At 66.1% G+C, this 18,852-nt stretch carries 17 protein-coding genes; 5 read left to right on the top strand and 12 right to left on the bottom strand.

The genetic code is table 11. The features are described from left to right. Positions 1-120 precede the first annotated feature (120 nt). Positions 121-909, bottom strand: coding sequence for a hypothetical protein (locus tag HMPREF9006_RS05495; RefSeq protein WP_009212579.1), 789 nt, complete (start codon positions 907-909; stop codon positions 121-123). Positions 910-1,083: 174 nt separating this feature from the next. Here HMPREF9006_RS05495 and HMPREF9006_RS05490 point away from each other — a divergent pair, with 174 nt between their 5' ends. After that, positions 1,084-2,433: an MFS transporter gene (locus tag HMPREF9006_RS05490; protein WP_009212578.1), complete on the top strand. Its 1,350-nt coding sequence runs from the start codon at positions 1,084-1,086 to the stop codon at positions 2,431-2,433. A gap of 91 nt (positions 2,434-2,524) precedes the next feature. Here HMPREF9006_RS05490 and HMPREF9006_RS05485 read toward each other — a convergent pair whose 3' ends face one another. From HMPREF9006_RS05485 to HMPREF9006_RS05465, 5 genes are all read right to left on the bottom strand, one after another. Continuing rightward, complete coding sequence (locus HMPREF9006_RS05485) at positions 2,525-3,949, bottom strand: hypothetical protein (RefSeq protein WP_083806943.1); 1,425 nt, start codon at positions 3,947-3,949, stop codon at positions 2,525-2,527. A 36-nt stretch (positions 3,950-3,985) separates the two neighbouring features. Next, positions 3,986-5,455, bottom strand: a complete 1,470-nt coding sequence (locus HMPREF9006_RS05480; RefSeq protein WP_009212576.1) for a hypothetical protein — start codon at positions 5,453-5,455, stop codon at positions 3,986-3,988. 75 nt (positions 5,456-5,530) lie between these two features. Continuing rightward, a complete protein-coding gene (locus HMPREF9006_RS05475; protein ID WP_009212575.1) occupies positions 5,531-7,108 on the bottom strand; it encodes a hypothetical protein in 1,578 nt (525 codons plus the stop codon). Positions 7,109-7,343: 235 nt separating this feature from the next. Continuing rightward, the gene (gene ispF, locus HMPREF9006_RS05470) at positions 7,344-7,838 is read right to left on the bottom strand and encodes a 2-C-methyl-D-erythritol 2,4-cyclodiphosphate synthase (protein WP_009212574.1); all 495 of its coding nucleotides are present in this window, start codon (positions 7,836-7,838) and stop codon (positions 7,344-7,346) included. Positions 7,839-7,853: 15 nt separating this feature from the next. Next, positions 7,854-9,377, bottom strand: coding sequence for a hypothetical protein (locus tag HMPREF9006_RS05465; protein WP_009212573.1), 1,524 nt, complete (start codon positions 9,375-9,377; stop codon positions 7,854-7,856). A 125-nt stretch (positions 9,378-9,502) separates the two neighbouring features. Here HMPREF9006_RS05465 and thrC point away from each other — a divergent pair, with 125 nt between their 5' ends. From thrC to rlmB, 4 genes are all read left to right on the top strand, one after another. Beyond that, positions 9,503-10,960, top strand: a complete 1,458-nt coding sequence (gene thrC, locus HMPREF9006_RS05460) for a threonine synthase (protein ID WP_009212572.1) — start codon at positions 9,503-9,505, stop codon at positions 10,958-10,960. A 245-nt stretch (positions 10,961-11,205) separates the two neighbouring features. Further along, entirely contained in the window at positions 11,206-12,657 is a 1,452-nt protein-coding gene (gene cysS / locus HMPREF9006_RS05455) for a cysteine--tRNA ligase (RefSeq protein WP_034231199.1), read from the top strand. Positions 12,658-13,388: 731 nt separating this feature from the next. After that, positions 13,389-13,931: a DUF1697 domain-containing protein gene (locus HMPREF9006_RS05450; protein WP_009212570.1), complete on the top strand. Its 543-nt coding sequence runs from the start codon at positions 13,389-13,391 to the stop codon at positions 13,929-13,931. Between the two features lie 101 nt (positions 13,932-14,032). After that, the gene (gene rlmB, locus HMPREF9006_RS05445; protein WP_009212569.1) at positions 14,033-15,010 is read left to right on the top strand and encodes a 23S rRNA (guanosine(2251)-2'-O)-methyltransferase RlmB; all 978 of its coding nucleotides are present in this window, start codon (positions 14,033-14,035) and stop codon (positions 15,008-15,010) included. Between the two features lie 175 nt (positions 15,011-15,185). On the opposite strand, the gene HMPREF9006_RS05440 is transcribed toward rlmB, so the two are convergent. The 6 genes from HMPREF9006_RS05440 to HMPREF9006_RS05415 all read right to left on the bottom strand — a co-directional run bounded on the left by HMPREF9006_RS05440 (position 15,186) and on the right by HMPREF9006_RS05415 (position 18,843). Continuing rightward, on the bottom strand, positions 15,186-15,476 hold the full coding sequence (locus HMPREF9006_RS05440; RefSeq protein WP_009212568.1) for a WXG100 family type VII secretion target: 291 nt from the start codon (positions 15,474-15,476) through the stop codon (positions 15,186-15,188). A gap of 320 nt (positions 15,477-15,796) precedes the next feature. Then, positions 15,797-16,396 carry a hypothetical protein gene (locus HMPREF9006_RS05435; protein WP_009212567.1) on the bottom strand — a complete coding sequence of 200 codons (600 nt, stop codon included), beginning with the start codon at positions 16,394-16,396 and terminating at the stop codon, positions 15,797-15,799. 20 nt (positions 16,397-16,416) lie between these two features. Further along, a complete protein-coding gene (locus HMPREF9006_RS05430) occupies positions 16,417-16,890 on the bottom strand; it encodes a hypothetical protein (RefSeq protein ID WP_232209835.1) in 474 nt (157 codons plus the stop codon). A gap of 280 nt (positions 16,891-17,170) precedes the next feature. Then, a complete protein-coding gene (locus HMPREF9006_RS05425) occupies positions 17,171-17,770 on the bottom strand; it encodes a hypothetical protein (protein ID WP_009212565.1) in 600 nt (199 codons plus the stop codon). A gap of 144 nt (positions 17,771-17,914) precedes the next feature. Beyond that, positions 17,915-18,511, bottom strand: coding sequence for a hypothetical protein (locus HMPREF9006_RS05420; protein ID WP_009212564.1), 597 nt, complete (start codon positions 18,509-18,511; stop codon positions 17,915-17,917). Between the two features lie 41 nt (positions 18,512-18,552). After that, positions 18,553-18,843, bottom strand: a complete 291-nt coding sequence (locus tag HMPREF9006_RS05415) for a WXG100 family type VII secretion target (protein WP_009212563.1) — start codon at positions 18,841-18,843, stop codon at positions 18,553-18,555. Positions 18,844-18,852: the final 9 nt, after the last annotated feature.

Genomic DNA, 18,852 nt, shown 5'->3' with positions numbered 1-18,852 from the left:
GCGCGGGGGACTCGCACCTGTTAGGCCGCAGATGAACTCTCATAATCCGGCTCCTTGGGTCGTGGCGCATCGGTTGCTGGCGGAAAGACGCTGGGCTCTATCCCGCGCGTCCTCCCTTGCTTAGGGGGCTGTCAGGATCGCGCGCACGATGCTCGCGCCCTCCCGCAGGCCGAGAGCATCGCGCCTATCCGGGTTGTCGTTGAAGTAATTGATGATGCGCGTGAGCCACGCGAACGGTATGGGAGTGCCTGTCATATCCAAGACCATGTCCCGGTCGGCCCCCTCAACGGACACGTGCATGAATATGTACGGAACGTAGTTCAGCGTCACCTGGGAGAAACCCTCGATGGTGGGGCGCGAGTCCCACGGAATGCGCGTCGGAGAATCGTCGAGGAGCGGCTGAAACTCGACATGATCGGGGCATACCCGGATGATCGGCCCGCGGTGGATCAGTGTGGGCCGGTGGGGAAGAACCCTTATGTAGACGAAGGATGCCGCCGAGAAGAAGAAACCGACGATGACGGTGCCGATGATGCCCGCTAGGCTGTCTCGAAGTGCCAGTTCAATGACGAGCGCGACCGGTCCGCAGGCCATCCCGATCACGAGGCTGATGTAGAGCGCGCGAACGTTGGCCAGGGAGGGATGTATGACCAGCCCTTCGCCCTCGACGTGCACGATCCAGCCGCCACCGTGGCGTGCGTGCTCTCCAAGCCCGACGGCGAGGGAGACGATGCACATGAGGAAGAACATTCCCGAGAGGAACAGGACCAAGCCGACGGGCAGGTGCCCGTGGAGGAACAGGACGAGGATTGCTGCGAGAGGGGAGAAGACCGCTGTGCGAGCCCAGTTGCTCGCCTTCGACAGTCGTTCGTCCGCCTCGGGAGCGCTCAAGAGTGCAGGGGTTGTCATCGTGTCTCTCCTTCGCCCGACACCCCAGCATAGGGCACGCGCTCCTCCAGCGTTGCCGATTCCTCGGCCGTCGCCGCTCAACGGCCTCGGGTACGTCGGAGGGGCGAAACGTGGTAGTTTCACCCTGGACGCACACGCGCCGCCGAGAACTCCCACCGAAGGAACCCAGACCTCATGAGCACCTCGACCTCCTCCACCCGCCGCGTCATCACGCGCAAAGTCATCGACTGGGCGGCGTGGGACTGGGGCAGCGCCGCCTTCAACGCGGTCGCCACGACCTTCGTGTTCACGACCTACCTGACCAGCGACGGTGTCTTCACCGACTCGGGAACGGCCTCGTCCATGCTCAGCAACGGCATGACGATCGCCGGCCTGTTCATCGCCCTGCTCGCCCCCATCACGGGTCAGCGCGCCGACCGGCGAGGCCGAGGCGGCGTCTGGCTCGGATGGTTCACGGGCGCCGTCGTCGTGTGCATGCTCGCCATGTACTTCGTCCACCCAGAATCGGTCCTGGGGGCCAACGGCGCGCTCATGCTCGGAATCGCGCTACTCGGACTCGGCAACGTGTTCTTCGAGTTCGCGTCCGTCAACTACAACGCGATGCTCAACCACCTCGGGGAGAAGGAAGACCGAGGCAAGATCTCCGGCTTCGGCTGGGCAGCCGGATACATCGGCGGCATCGTCCTGCTGCTCATCCTCTACGTCGGGCTCATCGGCGTGAACCTCGCGCACGTGCCCACCGACTCCCACCTGAACATCCGCATCTCGATGGTCATCGCAGCCCTGTGGCTCGGCGGCTTCGCGCTCCCCGTCATCCTGAACCCGCCGCTGCCCAAGAACCCGCAGAGCGGCCCGAGCCACGAGAACATCCTCGAATCCTACAAGCTGCTGTGGCACACCGTGCGCACCCTCAAGCGCGAGGCCCCCCACACCCTGTTCTTCCTCGTCGCCTCCGCCGTGTTCCGCGACGGGCTGGCCGGCGTCTTCACCTTCGGGGCCGTCCTGGCCAAGACCGCCTTCGGCTTCAGCGCCAGCGACGTCATGCTCTTCGCGATCGCCGCCAACATCGTCGCAGGCCTGGCGACCGTCGCCTTCGGGTGGGTCGACGACAAGATCGGACCAAAGAAGGTCATCATCCTGTCCCTATCCGCCATGGTCGTCGCCGGATTCGGTGTCTTCTTCCTCCACTCCAACGGGCCCCTCGTCTTTTGGACCCTCGGCCTGATCCTCTGCGTCTTCGTCGGTCCCACGCAGTCGGCGTCGCGCTCGTTCCTCTCTCGCATCATCCCCGCGGGACGCGAAGGCGAGGTCTTCGGCCTCTACGCCACCACCGGTCGCGCCGTGTCCTTCATGGCGCCCGCCATGTACAGCCTCTTCCTCGCCATCGGCGCGGCCCTCACGCCGAGCGGGCAGGACTACACCTACTGGGGCATCCTCGGCATCATGCTGATCCTCGCCGTCGGACTTGCCCTGACGATCCCCGTCAAGGCACACCGCGCGACCCTGGACCACATGGAGAACTGAGCTCGTTGACGAGGCGCCCGCGCCTGCAAGCGATACGTCCCCGACATCCGAGTGAGTCTCGGGCGTCGGGGACGATCCTTTGCCCTTCCGCCTAGTGGGTGTCGGGCGTGAAGGCAACGATTGCGTCGGCGCGAGCCCCGACGAGCAAGTCGTCGTAGACCCACACGAAGTTCGTCGCCTCGTTCATGACCGGCGACACGTACGTCATCGGATCCTCCGCGTTGAAGAAGAACGAGTCCGTGGGGCTGCCTGAGTAGCCCTGGATGTACAGTGCCTTGCCATCGGAGCTGGCGCGCACCTGAGCGACGGACCATCCCTCGCCCCCTCGAGTTTCACGGAATGACTCGCCGGGGTTGAGCGTGAGGTTCTTCCCGTTGCTGAGAGTGAGCGACAGGATGTAGCCGTTTGCATCCTTGGAATAGACGCGCTCCAGGGCGCCAGACGTCCACTGGGCGTTGCCCTGCGTCAAGAACGCTCCGAGGAATGCCACGCTCGGGAGCTCGCGGTCGGTCGTTGGGAACTTGTCGAGCTCCCAACCGGCGTTGAACGTGCCGACAACCTGGCCTGCGGTGTTGTAGGCGATGGTTTCCTTCTCTCCGGCCACGAGGAGTCCATCTCCTGCCAGCGTGACCCTGGAGCTTGAAGGGCAGAGCCCGGAGGGGGCCTCCCCGAGCGTCGTGAGTGCGCCCGTGGTCGGGTTGATGATCTGCGGGGCAAAGTGAGCCTCGTCGACGGGGACGACCACGGCCTTGTCCGTACCGCTGCTGATGACGGCCGTCGTGGGCTTCGTGAGCCCCGAGTGTGCGAGGCCCGCGCGGCGCTGGGGCGAGGTCTGTGTGGACCACAGTGTCGTCCACTCTCCCGACTCGTGGGACCATCCGGAGCACGAGCTGAAGGTGTCGCAGGTGACGAGGACGCCGTCTGCCACCCCCATCGGGAGGTCGGAGCCCCAGGGGGCCTGCGTCTGGCTGCCGGTCGACCGATCGACGATGATGTCGCTGAGCAGAATCTCGTCCTGGGTCGAGACGGAGGATGGGAACGCCTCGGCGCGAATCCGGGACGGCAGCGGTCCGGTCGTGCTCCACTGTGCGACCGGCTCGGCCCCTGAGACGTCGTAGGCGGACACGGTGACCACCGCGTCGGCGCCGCTTCCGTAGGACAGCGCGTACAGGGTCGAGCCCTCGGCGATCAACTGCGCGGGCAGGAGAGCGTCGCTGGCGGGCAGGGTCCAAGCCGTCGCGATGCCCGAGGCCCACGAGCTGGAGAGCTCGCCCGTGTTGGTGGCCTGTCCGTGGTAGCCGATCGCGTCCGGCTGCGCCGTCTGTTCCGGGCCGGTGATGTGCGGAGGCGGGGTCGCCGTCGGGCCAGGGAGCTGGAGGGCGCTGGTGCCGAGCGAGAAGGTGAGGGAGGTGGCGAGGACCGCGAGGAAAGTGACGCCGACCACGAAGGCGCGTGTCGCTCGAGAAGGTTTGGGTGTCGGGAGGGAGTTCCTGTACCGGGGGGCGTTGGTGCTCACGGGCTATACCTTTTCTGTCGTTGGTCGGGCAGGAGTTTACGAGGCCTTCGGGGTGAACGCCACGATGCCGTCGATCGTCACGCCGATGGCCAGGTCGTCGAAGGCCCACAAGAGGTCTTCGGCGTCGCGGAGCTCCTCCGATCCGTGTCCGAGGCCGCTCGCCGTGTCGAAGAAGAACCGATTACCCCCGTTGGCGTGATCGACGGACTCGACGTACACGACCGACGTGTCGGTGCTGGCGCGGACCTCGGAGGGCCAAAACGTGCTGACGTCGTAATGCTGGTCATTGTTCCCGGCGTCAAGAGTAAAGGGCGGGCGTCCGTCGCTCGGCGTCACCGTGAGGCTAAAGGGGAAGCCGGCCACCGCCTTTGTCGGGGCGGTGACCGTCGCGTTCGACCATGCAGGGTGGGCGCCGCTCAGGAAGTCTCCGAGTTCGGCCGTCGTAGGCAAGCGTCCGTCGCGTGTTGGTATTCTCTTCATCTGCTTGTAGGACTGGGTGCCCGTGATGAAGCCGTCGGCGTCGTAGGTGACGAAGAGGTCATCGTTGAGGGCCAGGATCCCATCGCTGGTGATAACAAACGACATAACGTTGTTCTGCCTGTCCCTGAAGGGGCTCACAGATCCTACGTCCGTGACCTGCCCGGTTCGCGGATCGAGGAGCTGTGCCGCATGCGTCTGCGAATCGACGGGCAGGACGACCGACTCGTGCTCTCCGGTACCGATGACGGGTGTATCGGGGTAGGTGAGCTTGGTTAACGTGGACAGGCTGCCCTGTTGGTTGGCAGTGGTTGTTTCCCACTGGCGCACCCACGACGAGGCCTCCTGCGTCCAGCCCGAGCACGCTCGTTTGTTATCGCAGGCCACGACGATGCCGTCAACGGCCGCGAGCGCCTCCGATCCCTCCCAGGGAGCTAAGGACTGCGCCCCCGACGCCTTGTTGACGACGATGCTGCCGACGATGAACTGGTCTTCGTAGGACACGAAGCTGGGCCGCCCGAGCGAGTTGGGAAGGGGCCCCGTCGTGCGCCACAGCTCGCGCGGCTGCTCGGAGGAGATATCGAAGGCCGCGGCAGTGACCTGGTGGGTGGGGCGATCGGGGTCTTCGAAGAGGGCATACAGTGTGGTGCCCTCCACGGTCGTGAGTGCCCGCGGCCCGTACTTCGTGGACGGGAAAGGGATCCTCCACGCCGTTTCGACGCCCGAGGCCCAGGCGGGGGAGATCGCTCCCGTGCTCGTCGCGGACCCCGAGTACCCGATGGTGGGCATCGTGGTGTATGAACGCTGATCCTCCGGCTGTGAGGGTGAGGGCACGAGTCGGTGAAAGAAGCCGATGGCGGCGACGACGGCGACGACGGACAGGAGCCCCATGAGAAGGACCGGCTTCACGCGACTCGTCGGGCGAGGCGGGGGCGTACCGATCAAAGTGGCGGCGCGCGCCGCGCTCAGTGAGTGCGTGCCTTCCTCGCGCGCGGGAACGTCGGTGCCCGTGTGATCGTCATTGGTCATGAGTAGTTTCTATCACACGACAGTGTTGGCGTTAACCGGATGGTGACCTCGGGAGGACACCGATGCGCGAGCGTCTCAGGACCACCGGGGAGTGTAGGCCGTGATGGCCATGTAATCGACCACGAGGACGAGGTCGTCGTACACGTGGAAGGATATTTCGCCAGTCCCAGCGAAGCCATCCGTGGGAGTGAAGCTACCAGAAGTGTGGAAGAGACCGACGCTGTGCATGTCGATGAGCGCGTCTCTGTCACCGCCGTAGTGGCTCCAGGTGTGGATGACCGAGTGGTCCTTGCTGATTGCCGCGTTCTGAGCACCCATGCGACATTCTCCAGTGGTCCGGTCTGGGGAGAATGTGTCGGAGGTAGTCGTTTCGCGGGTGGGGTGGGTGGAGCCGGTCGGTGTGAAGGAGAGGGTGTCGCAGACCGTTGCCCCGTTGTCGGTTGTCGTGGCCCGGGTGCGCAGCAGCCCTTCGGCCCATGGGGCCTCGCCGGTTGTGAGGAAGTCGCGCAGCTGCGCGCTCGTGGGCGTCTGCCCCCCGATGGGGAGCGCTGCCTTGTGGAACCCGGCGCCTGCGGAGGCGGAGATGGCGAAGGACTCCAGGGGGCGCCCGTCGGGGGTGAACACGGTCGCCTGGTCGGTCTTGGAGTCCGCCACGACCCAGCCGTCGGCGGTGGAGTGCAACTCGAAGCGGTGATTGTGGTTAACGTCGTGCAGGGCACGGACCTCCCCGGTCTGCGTGTTGATGATGTGTCCCTCCTGCGCGACCGGGTCGAAGAACCCCCCTAGCGGGGCGTTCTCGGCCGCGGGGCCCCATCTGAGGATTTGGAGGTCGTTGAGGGGCACCCATGTTCCCTCCCCGCATTCGGGGCAGTCCTGGTAGTCCTCCAGGGGGGTGGGGGTGGAGTCGCGTTCCCATCGCATCGTCCACTCGCCGTCCTCTTTTTCCCAGCCGGAGCAGATTCTGCGGCTGCAGGCGATGACGAGCCCGTCGCGGGAGGTGATCACGATCGTCGTGGCCAGTTCCGGCTTGTCCTGCCCGTCCTGGTTCCGCCCGGCCCACGGAGCGGGCGAGGCGGCTCCGGTGGTGGGATCCAGCCGATGCTCCCCCACGAAAAGGTCCTCTCCGACCATGACCAGGTGAGGCTCTATGTTGCGTGGGACGGCCTTGGAGACGACCGAGTTCCACTGGATGGCGGGCTCGGTGCCGGACACGTCGAGGCTGACGACCTTGAAGCGGTCGCTCTCTCTGAGTGGCAGGGCGAGGATCACCTGGTCGCCGTTCTTCATGGCTGCATACGCGCCAGCACCCATTGCGTAATGGTCCAGTTTCCATGCGATGTCGGTTCCGTTGGCCCACTTGGGGGAGGGGCGGCCGGTGTCGGTGTGGGTCCCGGTGTAGCCCTGGGATCGCAGTTTAGGCTTGTGGGGAGAATGGAAGGGACCCCAGACGTAGACGGCGGAGAGGACGAGTGCGAGCAAGACCCCGGCCGTGGTCAGGCACCTTCGGCGGATGCGCTGGCGTCGCTCGCGCAGGATTTCGGAGGGCTTCTTACTGACGATCGGCGAGACCTCCCTGCTGCCGAAGCGGGAGGTAGCCCCCTGCGCGTCGTCGCAGTCGGGGTCGTGGTCGGGGTGCTTATCAACGAGGGACATGGCGTTCTTTTCTCCGACGGCGAGTCATCGGACGACCTCTGATGACTCGCCGGACAGGGGCGGGGTGCTCGGTGCACCATAAGGCGAGACGAGTGCGGCCCCCGGGTGCTTGCTTCCCCTCCATTATGTCAAAGAAAACTGAACGACCGACAGGCTTTTCAAGTATTCGTCGCGACATTCCGTCGGTGCATGGCTCCCCAGTAAAAGCCGGAGCATCGGCGCCCCAGCGGCTGGGTTACCCCCCTGCCCACACCATGAGGACACTCGCGAACGCCGCCACGCCCTCGCCCCTGCCCGTGAAACCCAGACGATCCGAGGTCGTCGCCGACACGGTCACCGTGCCCCCGACGATCTCGCTCATGACCCGGCACGCCTCGGGCAGGCGCGCCGCCATACGCGGGCGGTTACCCACAACCTGTACGGTCGCGTTGCCGAGCACCCAGCCGGCCTCCGTCGTCATGCGCCGCACCTCCTCCAGGAGAGCACGCCCCGACGCGCCCGACCACTGGGGACGATCCACCCCGAACACGCTCCCCAACTCACCCAGGCCCGTGGCCAGCAGCATCGCGTCGCACAGCGCGTGAGCGGCCACGTCGGCGTCCGAGTGCCCCGCAAGGCCCCGCTCGCCGGGCCACTCCAGGCAGGCAACCATGAGGGGACGGGGCGAGTCGGGCGCCGCAAAGGCATGCACGTCGACCGCCTGGCCGACGCGAAAAGGCAAATCAGTCATGGCACCAGGGTAGCGTCACGCGGAAGCCGGAGTAAAGGCCGTGACCTGGCCCTTCGAGATCGCGATCACGAGGTCATCGAACGCCCACGTCAGCTGATCCGCGTTGGTCAACGCCGTGTTCTCGTGGACGACGTCCCCGTCCGTGTCGAGGAAGTAGACATGGTCGGACTGCACATGCCCGCCATTCACGATGTACACGGCGGCGCCGTCGGTGCTCATACGCACCTCCGTCACATCCGGGGTACACCGCTCGCCGGAACCGATCGCCAGGCCCTTGGCGTCGTGCACGATACGCGAGCTCCCGCCCGATGTCGTGGAGACCGTGACGTCCTCGCACTTTCGGCCCGACACCTCGACCGTGCCCGTCGCCCACGGGGTCCTCCCGGTCTTCAGGTAGGTCTGGAGCTCTTCAAGGGTCGGGGCCTGTCCCCCGCGCACGATCTCATTCAGGTAGCGCGCCACCTGGAAGGAATCGACGAGAGTGCCGGAGGTATCGAAGAACTGCGCTTGGTCCCTGTCGATGACGACGGCGACACCGTCGCTGGCGACGAAGACATCGCGTCGGTAGCTGGTTGGGTCCAAACGAACCTTCTCCCCGAGCGTCGTCACCGTGCCTGTGCGCACGTTGATCAGCTGCAGGGTTCGCCTGTCCGCCACGGGTGCCAGGACCGACATGTCGTCGCCGCTGCCAACAACTGGGGCGTCCCGCATCTCCCAGATGCCGTGGCGCTCCTCCTGCAGCGACGTGATCGACTTCCACTGCTGCTTCCACTCGGAAGACTCCCACGTCCAGCCGGTGCAGGTTTCGGCACCCGAGCACGTCACGAGGACGTCTCCGGCCACCGTGAGGGGAGCGTCATCCACCCAGGGGGCTTCCTGAACCTCGCCCGTCGCCTTGTCCACCGTGGAGTTACCAACGATGAGCCTGTCGCCGATGGACGCCATGCGCAGATTCAAACGGTAGGAATCGCGGACCACGTTCGGGTTGCTGGAATCCCAGATGACCTGCGGCTGCGAGCCCGAAATATCCACGGCGGCGACGTCAAGCCCCTCGCGGATGGAATTGGTTGCGGCCACGTACAGGGTCGTGCCGTCGACCAGCGTCGTCACCTCATCGTGCTCCCCGCGGACCGGCGAGATACTGTCGAGGGTCCACGCTGTAGCGATGCCCGCCGCCCAGTCGCGGGAGATGTTCCCGGTGCTCGTGGCAGAACCGGAGTATCCCTGGGAGCTTGCCGCCATCTCGCGGGGCTGGGAACCCCACGGCACGAAGAAATAGCCGAGGACCACGAGGACGACGACCAGGAACGCAAGGATTGACAGAACGATGAACCACGCGCGCTTCGAAGAAACGTTTGAGGCGGCCCCCGGATCGTTCGGGCGCTGAATGGGGTTCGGGACCGACGACGGCGAGGCAAACGTGTTCGTCGACGAGGCGACACCGTTCGCTACCGGGGCACCCGCCGGCGGCTGGGAAATCGGGGCGCTCGAGGAATTGAAAGAGGAGGGCTGCGTCCACGGGAAATCGTTCGTACTCACCGGTCGTTTCTACCACAGTCGAGGGGCAACCTCCCCCGGCGTTCACGTGGCCCACGCCTCGTTCGTACATGTGACGAGGTCCGGGCGCCCTCGCCCCGCACGCCGCCGCCCGATAGGATCGACGCGTGCGCTACATTTCCACCCGACGCGGCCCCGACGCCCGCCCCCGATCCTTCAGCGACATCCTCTTGGAGGGCCTCGCCCCCGACGGCGGGCTCTACCTGCCCGAGGAGTACCCGACGCTCGATGGATCCGACCTCGACACGCTGCGTGGCGTCCTGGCGGAGGAAGGGTACGCGGCCATGGCGGCCCGCATCCTGGCGCTCTTCGTCGACGACATTCCCGCCGAGGACCTGAACGCCATTGCGGCACGCGCCTACCGCACCCCCGCCTTCAGTGACCCCCGGATCGTGCCCGTCAGCGCCCTTCAGGGAAGCGGACTGCACCTGGCTCACCTCTCGGGCGGCCCCACGGCCGCGTTCAAGGACATGGCCATGCAGCTCCTGGGTGAGCTCTTCGAATACGAGCTCACCCGACGCGGCGACTGGCTCACGATCGTGGGGGCGACCTCGGGCGACACCGGCTCCTCCGCCGAGTACGCCCTGCGTGGCCGCCCCGGCCTCTCCGTCGTCATGCTCACCCCCGCCGGGCGCATGACCGCCTTCCAACGCGCCCAGATGTTCTCCCTTGCCGACTCCAACATCGTCAACGTCGCCGTTGACGGGGTCTTCGACGACTGCCAGGACCTGGTCAAGGCCGTCAACATGGACGCCGAGTTCAAGGCGGCCTGGCACGTGGGAGCCGTCAACTCCATCAACTGGGCGCGCCTGCTCGCCCAGGTCTGCTACTACGTGGCGACGTGGCTGCGCGTCACCGAGCAGGACGCCTCCGCGAAGGTCAGCGTCGTTGTCCCCTCGGGCAACTTCGGCAACGTCTGCGCCGCCCACATCGCCCGTCAGATGGGAGTTCCGCTGGGTAGCCTCGTCGTCGCCACCAACGAGAACGACGTGCTGGACGAGTTCTTCCGCACCGGCGTCTACCGGCCCCGCTCCGCCGCCGACACACTCGCCACGTCCAGCCCATCCATGGACATCTCCAAGGCATCCAACTTCGAGCGATTCATCTTCGATCTGCTGGGACGCGACGGGGACGCCACGCGCGCCCTCTTCGGCGAGGCGCTCGCCCGCGACGGTTTCTTCGACCTGTCCGCAACGCCCGAATTCGCCTCCCTGCGAGACACCTACGGCTTCATGTCGGGAACCTCCACCCACGCCGATCGCCTGGAGGAAATCGCGCGCACCGAGAAGGAAAGCGGCTACCTCCTCGACCCGCACACCGCCGACGGCGTGCACGTTGCGCGCGCGGTCCGCGCCGAGATCGAGGGCCCGCTCGTCGTCATGGAGACCGCCCTGCCCGTCAAGTTCGCCGACACCATCCTCGAGGCCACCGGGCACCTGCCGCCCGTCCCCTCCCGCTTCGAGGGGATCGAGGGCCAGGAAGAGCGCGTCACACCCCTGGCCAACTCGGCGCAGGCCCTCAAGGAGCTGATCGCGCAGCGCGTGCATCCCGCAGGCCGCGCCTGACACGCGCCTGCCCCCGGGCCGCCGCCTCGGGCAAGCCACCGCCTCGGCCCCGCACGGGAACCCACGGCGCGGCCCAGCAACCCGCGCCTAAGCCCGGTGCCGCCTCGGCCCCGCGCGCGAGCCCGAGGGATCGCGGGCGAGCCTCGATCCCCGACAAAACGGGGGGCAACCCCGGCCTCGTCACATCCTCCCGCCGGGTAGGCGCGCCCGGCGACGCCGATGCCAGCCCGGGTAGGATGAGCACCATGCTGCACCTGTACGACTCCAAGAGCGCCCGCATCCAGCCCCTCAACCCGGTCACCCCCGGCAAGGTCGGCATCTACCTGTGCGGCGCCACCGTGCAGGGATCCCCCCACGTCGGCCACCTGCGCGCCGCCGTCTCCTTCGACACCTTGATCCGTTGGCTGCGCCGCAGCGGCTACGAGGTCACGTACGTGCGTAACGTCACCGACATCGACGACAAGATCCTCACCAAGTCCGCCGAGTCCGGCTGGGACTGGTGGGCGTGGGCCTACCGCTTCGAACGCGAGTTCACGCAAGCGTACGACACCCTCGGCGTCCAGGCCCCCACCTACGAGCCGCGCGCCACCGGACACATCCCCGACCAGATCGACCTCGTGAGCCGCCTCATCGACGCCGGGCACGCCTACAGCGACGGGCGCGGCAACGTCTACTTCGACGTACACTCTCAGGCCGACTACGGGTCGCTCACCCGCCAGCGCCTGGCCGACATGCGCACCACGGAGGACGACGCGCAGATCGACGAGGCCGTCGAGGCGGGCAAGCGCGACCCCCGCGACTTCGCCCTGTGGAAGGCCACCAAACCCGGGGAGCCGGACACCGCCTCGTGGGAGAGCCCGTGGGGGCGCGGACGGCCGGGCTGGCACCTCGAATGCTCCGCCATGTCGAGGCGATACCTGGGCGACGAGTTCGACATTCACGGCGGCGGAATCGACCTGCGCTTCCCACACCACGAGAACGAGCAGGCCCAGTCCCACGGGGCCGGGTGGGCGTTCGCACGCCTGTGGGTGCACAACGCGTGGGTGACCACCAAGGGCGAGAAGATGTCCAAGTCGCTGGGTAACGTCCTGTCCATCGGGGCACTCACCGAGGAGCACCCGGCGGTCGCCGTGCGCTGGGCGCTGTCCACCGTCCACCACCGCTCCGCCATCGAGTGGGGGCCCGACACTCTCCCCGCCGCCCACGCCGCATGGGAGAAGTTCTCCTCCTTCGTGGCCCGAGCGATCGAGGCGGTCGGCGAGGCAGGCGCCGACGAGATCGCCCTGGGACCGGGCGACCTCCCCGAGGCCTTCGTCGCCGCCATGGACGACGACCTCAACGTCGCCGGAGCGCTCGCGGTCCTGCACGAGCACCTCAAGGCCGGCAACGCCGCGCTGGCTGCCGGGGATGCCGACGGCATTTACCGCGAGCAGGTCCTGGTTCGCTCCATGCTGGACGTGCTGGGCCTGGACCCGGCCTCGCAGCAGTGGCGCGGCCAGGCGGGCATCGACGCGGGCGGGGCCGCTGCGGGTGAGCACTCGGCTTTGGATGCGCTGGTTGGGGCTGTGCTGGAGGAGCGTGCGCAGGCGCGCGCCGCCAAGGACTGGGGCCGGGCCGACGAGCTGCGCGACCGCCTTGCCGCCGCCGGTGTTTCCGTCGCCGATGGGCGCGATGGCGTAACCTGGAGCGTCGGCTGATCCGCGGTTGAGCTGCGGCCGAGGGCCGGGCTGCTTGATGAGCCCTGGGTGGCGGCCCGCCCGCTCGCCGTCCGCGCCGCGAGCTTCGCTCGGCGCGCCCGCTCGAAGGCCTGCCAGGCTCCGCCACCGCCCACGGGCACCGCAGCCAGGCCTCGCAACCCTCCGGTGCCCTCCACATCGGCGCGGCTACCAAGGAACCGCGTTTTGGCTTGTTGTATAGGGCTATCGCACTACTTGGGGAGGCATTGCACCCGATCCGTAGGCATTGCACCCGATCCGTAGGCATTGCACCCGTTCTGAACGGGTGCAGCGCGACGTAACGGGTGCAGTGCGACGTAACGGGTTCGGCGCGACGTAACGGGTGCGGCGCGACGTAACGGGTGCAGCGCGCTACGCGCTGTCGAGCCAGCCACCTGATGTCAGGAAACGTGGTGATCAGCAGGGCAGAACCGCTTGGGTAGACACTGCGGTATCTGGTACTTAGTGCAATGTCGCGCGCGGTCGTGCAATGCATCCCTGATTGGCGCGATGCCTCCCCCCGGGATGCCGGGCCGGACGAGCTCGGTCGTGCAGTGCATCCCTGATTGGCGCGATGCCTCCCAGGGGAGAGGCAGAGAACGCGGCCACGGCGTCGACGATGAGGATTGCATCCCGGGTACCGCTAGAGTCCCTTTCCGCACTGTACGCTGGTCAGGATGAGGCCTTCTCGAGAGAACGACAGGAGGAACGGCATGGAGTACGTGGCGCTGCTGCGCGGCATTAACGTCGGGGGCAAGAACAAGGTCGTCATGAGTGAGCTGCGCGAGCAGGTCGCCGACGCAGGCTACGGGAACGTTCGCACCTACATCAACAGCGGCAACCTTCTCTTCGAGGCGGACGCCCCGCGTGACGAGGTCGCTCAGAGCGTTGAAGCCCTGCTGGAGAGCCACTACCCCTTCCCGATTCGCGTGGCGCTCCTGTCGGGGCAGGACTATCTCGCGGAGCTGTCGGGCGTGCCCGAGTGGTGGCACGGGGATGTCGCGCGACGCGACGCGCTGTTCTACACGCGAGGCCTCGACCGGGCCCGCGTGCGCGAGCGCATCGAGGCGATGCCCCTGGGTGACGAGGCCGTTTACTTCGGCGAGAACGCCGTCTTCTGGGGCAAGTTCAACGAGACGGAGTTCCTCAAGACCGCCTACCACAAGTACCTGCTGCGCGAAGACTTCTACCGTCAGGTGACGATCCGCTCCGGCGCAACGGTCGAGCGCATCGCGTCGATGCTGTCACAGGACTGACGCGCCCGATCGTGATCTTTGCCCCCGCGCCCGGTCACGGCGCACCGAGGAGGAATGAAACCCGTACCCTGGTGTCAGTTCGAGTTTGATGAGGAGACACCATGGCCGCACACAGCGGGCGCCCCGGCGCCATCCGTAAGAAGGGCACCAAGAAGGGCGCGCAGGTGGGCACCGGCGGGCACTCGCGCCGCCGCCTCGAAGGCAAGGGGCCGACCCCCAAGGCTGAGGACCGCACCTACCATCCCGCTCACAAGCGCAAGGTCAAGCGCGAGGCTCGCGAGGCGCAGGAGGCAGCGATCGCGCGCGCCCGCGCCAAGTCCTCGATCCGAGTGAAGCCCGGCCATGAGCTCATCGCCGGTCGCAACCCGGTCGCCGAGGCCGCCCGGGCCTCGGTCCCGATTGAGCGCGTCTTCGTGCTGGACAACGTCAAGGACGACCGCGTGGAGGAGGTCGTGCGCCTCGCCTCGGCTATGGGGGCTCCCGTCTACGAGGTGACCCGCCGCGACCTGGACGTCGCGACCGACGGGGCGGTTCACCAGGGGGTGGCCATCGAGGTGCGCGGCTACGAGTACGCCGATGCTTCCGACCTCATTGCGGGGTCCCTGCAGCAGCTTGGCCACCCGCTCCTCGTTGCCCTCGACCAGGTGACGGACCCGCACAACCTGGGTGCGGTCCTGCGCAGCGCGGGCGCGTTCGGCGCCGACGGCGTCATCATCCCTGAGCGTCGCAGCGCGGGCGTCAACACCACGGCGTGGAAGGTGTCGGCCGGCGCGGCGGCGCGTGTGCCCGTGGCTCGCGCGACGAACCTCGTGCGTGCCCTGGAGGAGGCCAAGCGGGCCGGCTACTTCGTGGTCGGCCTGGATGGCGGAGGGGATGCTCCCCTGCGTGGCCTCTCGCTCGCCGACGGCCCGCTCGTCGTGGTCACGGGGGCCGAGGGTGCGGGCCTGTCCCGCCTCGTGCGGGAAACCTGCGATCAGATCGTGTCCATCCCGATCGCCTCCACCGTCGAATCCCTCAACGCGGCGGTCGCCACGGGCATTGCCCTGTACGAGGTGGCCTCCCTGCGCGCCAAGGCCTGAGCGCTCGTCCGGCGCGCGAGTCCTCCTATGCCCGCACCCCCTCGCGACGCGCGCCCGGGGGTGCGCTGTCTTGCCTGGCGAGAGCGGCGGGGGCGCCCCGTGACGCGCGCGGGGTGAATGAACGAGCTCGCCCCGAGAGGAGCGCAGAGCCAGTCGCGACGTGGGCAGTGCTGGGTCAGCTCGCCCACATGGCGTTGACCGTCGCGTGAGCCTCGCGGTAGTGATCGAGCGCAGACTCGAGAGCTTTCTTGTTGTCCGCGAGGGACTTGGCAACGTCCCGCAGCTTCTTCTCGTGTCCCACGGCACGGTCGAGGGCCGCGGACGCAGCCTCGCCCTCCCAACCATGAGCCAGGAGCGATGCCGCCTGCGGAACACCGTCGATCAGGGCCTCGAGCTCGTCGGCTCGTGCCCCGAGGGTGGTGGCCAAGGCCTGGAGTTCATCCTCGTTGACGTAAATCTCGCTCATTGTTATCTCCTGCGGTGCTGGTTGACATCCAGGTTCTCCGCGCGGCGCGGGTGCGCCCGCGAGGCGTGCGAGCGTCGGCGCGAAGGCGTCCCGGAGGGGAGGAAAGCCCGTCGGCGCACAGCTTCCTGCGCGTGTCAGCGAGTTGACCTCTCCGCTCCACCAAATTAACACACTCTGTCAGAGTTTGACAGGGCGGGAACGACAGGCGCCCCCTTCATGCCCGTCGGGAGGTCTCAGACGCCTCGTGACCGACGGCGAACGGCTCCGACCGTGGATGCCGCCTCGGGATAGGGCTAGGGATGGGGTCCGAGGAGGGGAGGCTACCGTCTGCGTTTCTGTGCGGCCTTGCGCATCGCCATAAGCTCGGGGACCGAGAGGGGTATGTCCGGCTCGATGTCCTTGCGATCGAGGTGATGGACGGGGGCGGACAGGATGCCCTGGGCGTTGAATGACTCTTCGAGCGAGCGCATCGACGATTCGATGTAACTGTTTTCGAAGCCGCTGAGGTTGATTCGCGTCGCCCAATCAGCGAGGCACCACAGTTCGGTCATCGGCCCCGATTCGTCCTCGATTGTGCGTGCGATGATGTCCACGTAAATCTTGGTGATGGCGGCTCTCTTGACACGGTTGGGCAGGAAAGAGCTTGTCTGTGATAACAGGAGGGTGAGCCCTCGCGTGTTGAAGAAAAAATCAGTGAGGAGTGCGCGCCCGCTGTGTCCGATGACCAGCTCCGTTCCCGACCACCCTCGCTGCTTGAATTGTTCGCGCATGCCGACTCTCTCGGAGCGGATGCCTTTCATCTTCCACAGGCCGACGCAGCGAGACACGGCGTCGGCGGGGGCTATTGCCAGGCGAAAAACGGTGATCGGGCTGAAAGACGCGTCGAAGTCTCGATGCATGGTTGAGACAAAAGAGTTCATCGTCTATCTTCCGTGTGGTGTCAGTAGTGCCTGTTCTTCTTCGCGTCCCTGCGCATGATGGCGACGCTTCGGAAGTAGAACAGGTGGTCTTTCGGCAGGTCTCCGCCGTGGAAGAATCGAGGAGCTTCCAGGAGGAGTCCTTGGCGCTGGAGGTCGCCCGCGAGTTCACGGAAGGACATGTCCATGAAGGCGTCAGTACCCCAGCGTTCATCGTGCAGAATGCGAGCCTCGCAGCACCAGAGTTCGGACGCTGGGCGTCCCCCCACTGAGCAGGAACGTGCGGCGACGAGGATCTCTGTCCTCTCTTGGCGTGTGCGTTTGACCGACGTGGGTGCTGTGGAAGGGAGGAGGTCGATGCCCGGGATAGCGTCGATGATTGGCGATAGTGCGAGGCTGCGCAGATCGCTGCCGATAATGACTTCCGCGCCGACCCAACCGTGCTGGGCGAGCTGCTCACGCATGCCGTTCGTCTCGCCCCAGGCTCCTTTGGACACCCAGTAGTTGACAGCATGCGTGACCGTCTGATGTGGGTCGGCCGCGATGAGCGCGTAGAAGTACCTGCGTCGGTTGATGACCCTCCGTAGAGAGAAACCTGAATGACCTGCCCCCCATGAATATCCTCCTCGAGGAAAGACCAGTGTCAACAACAAGCATCAGCACTCTGCCGCAGTGTGTTGCTGCTGAGCGCCGCTGCTCACCAGGATACTATCCGCAGGGAATTATCGGGATTGACGAGGCATGGGAATCCCCGTGGTGATCGGCCGGGGAGGGAGGCTACCCCCGGCACTTCTTCGCAGCCTTGCGCATTGCCGTGAGCTCGGGGAGTGAGAGGGGGACGTCCGACGGGATATCCCAGCGATTGAGGTGACGGGCGGGTGCAGTCATGATGCCCTGCGCGTTGAAGGACTCTTCGAGTGAGTGCATCGACGATTCAGCGTAACTGTTTTCGAAGCCGCTGAGATTCATCCGTGTTGCCCAATCAGTGAGGCACCACAGTTCGGTCACCGGACTCGATTCGCTCTCGACTGTGCGCGCAATGATATCCACGTACACCTTGGTGATGGCGGCTCGCTTGATTCGGTCGGGCACGAGAGAGGGGGCATGTGACAAGAGGCGACGGTATGAGCGTGTCTCGAAGAAAACATTAGTCAGGAATGCACGACCGCTGTGTCCGATGATCAGTTCCGTTCCGGTCCATCCCCGCTGCTTGAATTGCTCTTGCATGCCGGTACTGGTGCGGCGGACCCCCTTCGTCTTCCAGAGGCCGACGCAGCGAGAGACAGCATCGGACTGGGACGCTGACAGCTGAAAAACGGTGATTGTGCTGAAAGATTCGTTGAAGCCTTGCTGCATACTTGAGATGAAAGAGTTCATCGCGATTCCCCGTTGTCGCGGCGGTGCTGTCGCTTCTTAATTGCTTCACTGTACATGATGCCTTCTCCTGCTGCGGATCGACCGCGACCCTGGCATAGAAGTACCTGCGGCGGTTGAAAATCCGGCGCAGTGAGAACCCGGGGGTCATGACCGCTCCTTCGACGGGAGGAACTTGGTGACGGGGTCGAGGAAACTGCCCCGCATCTGGGCGATGTTGGTGGGGGAGAGGGGGTGGTCCTCGGGCAGTTCCTCGCCGTCGACGAGGCGCGGGGGAGCCAGCAGGATGCCCTGCTGGTGCAGGGACGTGTGCAGGTACTCGAAGACGCGGGCGAAGGGGTCTTTGCCGGGGCGGGCGCGCTGAATTGCCGTATCCCAGGGGAAACACCACAGCTCAGTGGATGCCTGCGCGGCGTCGGGCGAGGGGTGAGCCGCGATGACGATGCGCGTCTTGTTGAGGTGGCGCAGCTGCGCGCGCACCGCCTTCGACGTCAGGTAGACGGCGAGGCCTCCCAGCACGAGGCCCGGGGCAATCTCGCCAAGTTCCAGGAACGTGTCGTCGAAGTGTCTGCGCGAGGCCGTGGCCTGCCCGGGCATGACCGTCACTTCCGTGCCCGACCAGCCGCGGTCCGCGAACTCCTCGAACATCCTGGTCGACTCGCGCTTGATGCCGACAGCACGCCAGAACGCCACGCAGCGTGCGACAGCCTCCGCCGACGGACACGACACGGTGAACACCGTCATGGGCCGACGCTGAAAGACTGGAAGCTTTAGCGACGAGCTTCTCACAGTGACCACAGCGATGAAACTGTTTGCTCCGTCTCTTCGTAGGTGCGAATAGCATCGTCGAGAAGCTGCCGGGCTCGAGAGAGTGCATCCGCAGACTCGCGGAGAGCTTCTTCGTCGATCCTCATGCGGTTCAACGCTGCCCGCGCGGCCTCACCTTCCCAAGTGTTCGCAAGGAACTTCATCATCATCGGGATGGTGTCGATGATTGCTTCCATGTGGTCCACACGTTGGCTGAGCGTGCTAGATAGAGACTGAAGTCCGTCCTCGTCGACGTAGAGATCTGGCATGGTTGTCTC

Source organism: Actinomyces sp. oral taxon 180 str. F0310, from assembly GCF_000185285.1.
In the GTDB taxonomy this organism is placed as follows: Bacteria; Actinomycetota; Actinomycetes; order Actinomycetales; family Actinomycetaceae; genus Pauljensenia.
The sequence above is the reverse complement of the archived record's forward strand: the minus strand, read 5'-3'. Positions and strand labels throughout refer to the sequence as shown.

Bases quoted from the DNA above. Each gene is read 5' to 3' on its own strand.
- HMPREF9006_RS05495 (WP_009212579.1), bottom strand. From the start codon at position 909: ATGACAACCCCTGCACTCTTGAGCGCTCCCGAGGCGGACGAACGACTG.
- HMPREF9006_RS05490 (WP_009212578.1), top strand. From the start codon at position 1,084: ATGAGCACCTCGACCTCCTCCACCCGCCGCGTCATCACGCGCAAAGTC.
- HMPREF9006_RS05480 (WP_009212576.1), bottom strand. From the start codon at position 5,455: ATGACCAATGACGATCACACGGGCACCGACGTTCCCGCGCGCGAGGAA.
- HMPREF9006_RS05475 (WP_009212575.1), bottom strand. From the start codon at position 7,108: ATGTCCCTCGTTGATAAGCACCCCGACCACGACCCCGACTGCGACGAC.
- ispF (WP_009212574.1), bottom strand. From the start codon at position 7,838: ATGACTGATTTGCCTTTTCGCGTCGGCCAGGCGGTCGACGTGCATGCC.
- cysS (WP_034231199.1), top strand. From the start codon at position 11,206: ATGCTGCACCTGTACGACTCCAAGAGCGCCCGCATCCAGCCCCTCAAC.
- HMPREF9006_RS05450 (WP_009212570.1), top strand. From the start codon at position 13,389: ATGGAGTACGTGGCGCTGCTGCGCGGCATTAACGTCGGGGGCAAGAAC.
- rlmB (WP_009212569.1), top strand. From the start codon at position 14,033: ATGGCCGCACACAGCGGGCGCCCCGGCGCCATCCGTAAGAAGGGCACC.
- HMPREF9006_RS05440 (WP_009212568.1), bottom strand. From the start codon at position 15,476: ATGAGCGAGATTTACGTCAACGAGGATGAACTCCAGGCCTTGGCCACC.
- HMPREF9006_RS05435 (WP_009212567.1), bottom strand. From the start codon at position 16,396: ATGAACTCTTTTGTCTCAACCATGCATCGAGACTTCGACGCGTCTTTC.
- HMPREF9006_RS05425 (WP_009212565.1), bottom strand. From the start codon at position 17,770: ATGAACTCTTTCATCTCAAGTATGCAGCAAGGCTTCAACGAATCTTTC.
- HMPREF9006_RS05420 (WP_009212564.1), bottom strand. From the start codon at position 18,511: ATGACGGTGTTCACCGTGTCGTGTCCGTCGGCGGAGGCTGTCGCACGC.
- HMPREF9006_RS05415 (WP_009212563.1), bottom strand. From the start codon at position 18,843: ATGCCAGATCTCTACGTCGACGAGGACGGACTTCAGTCTCTATCTAGC.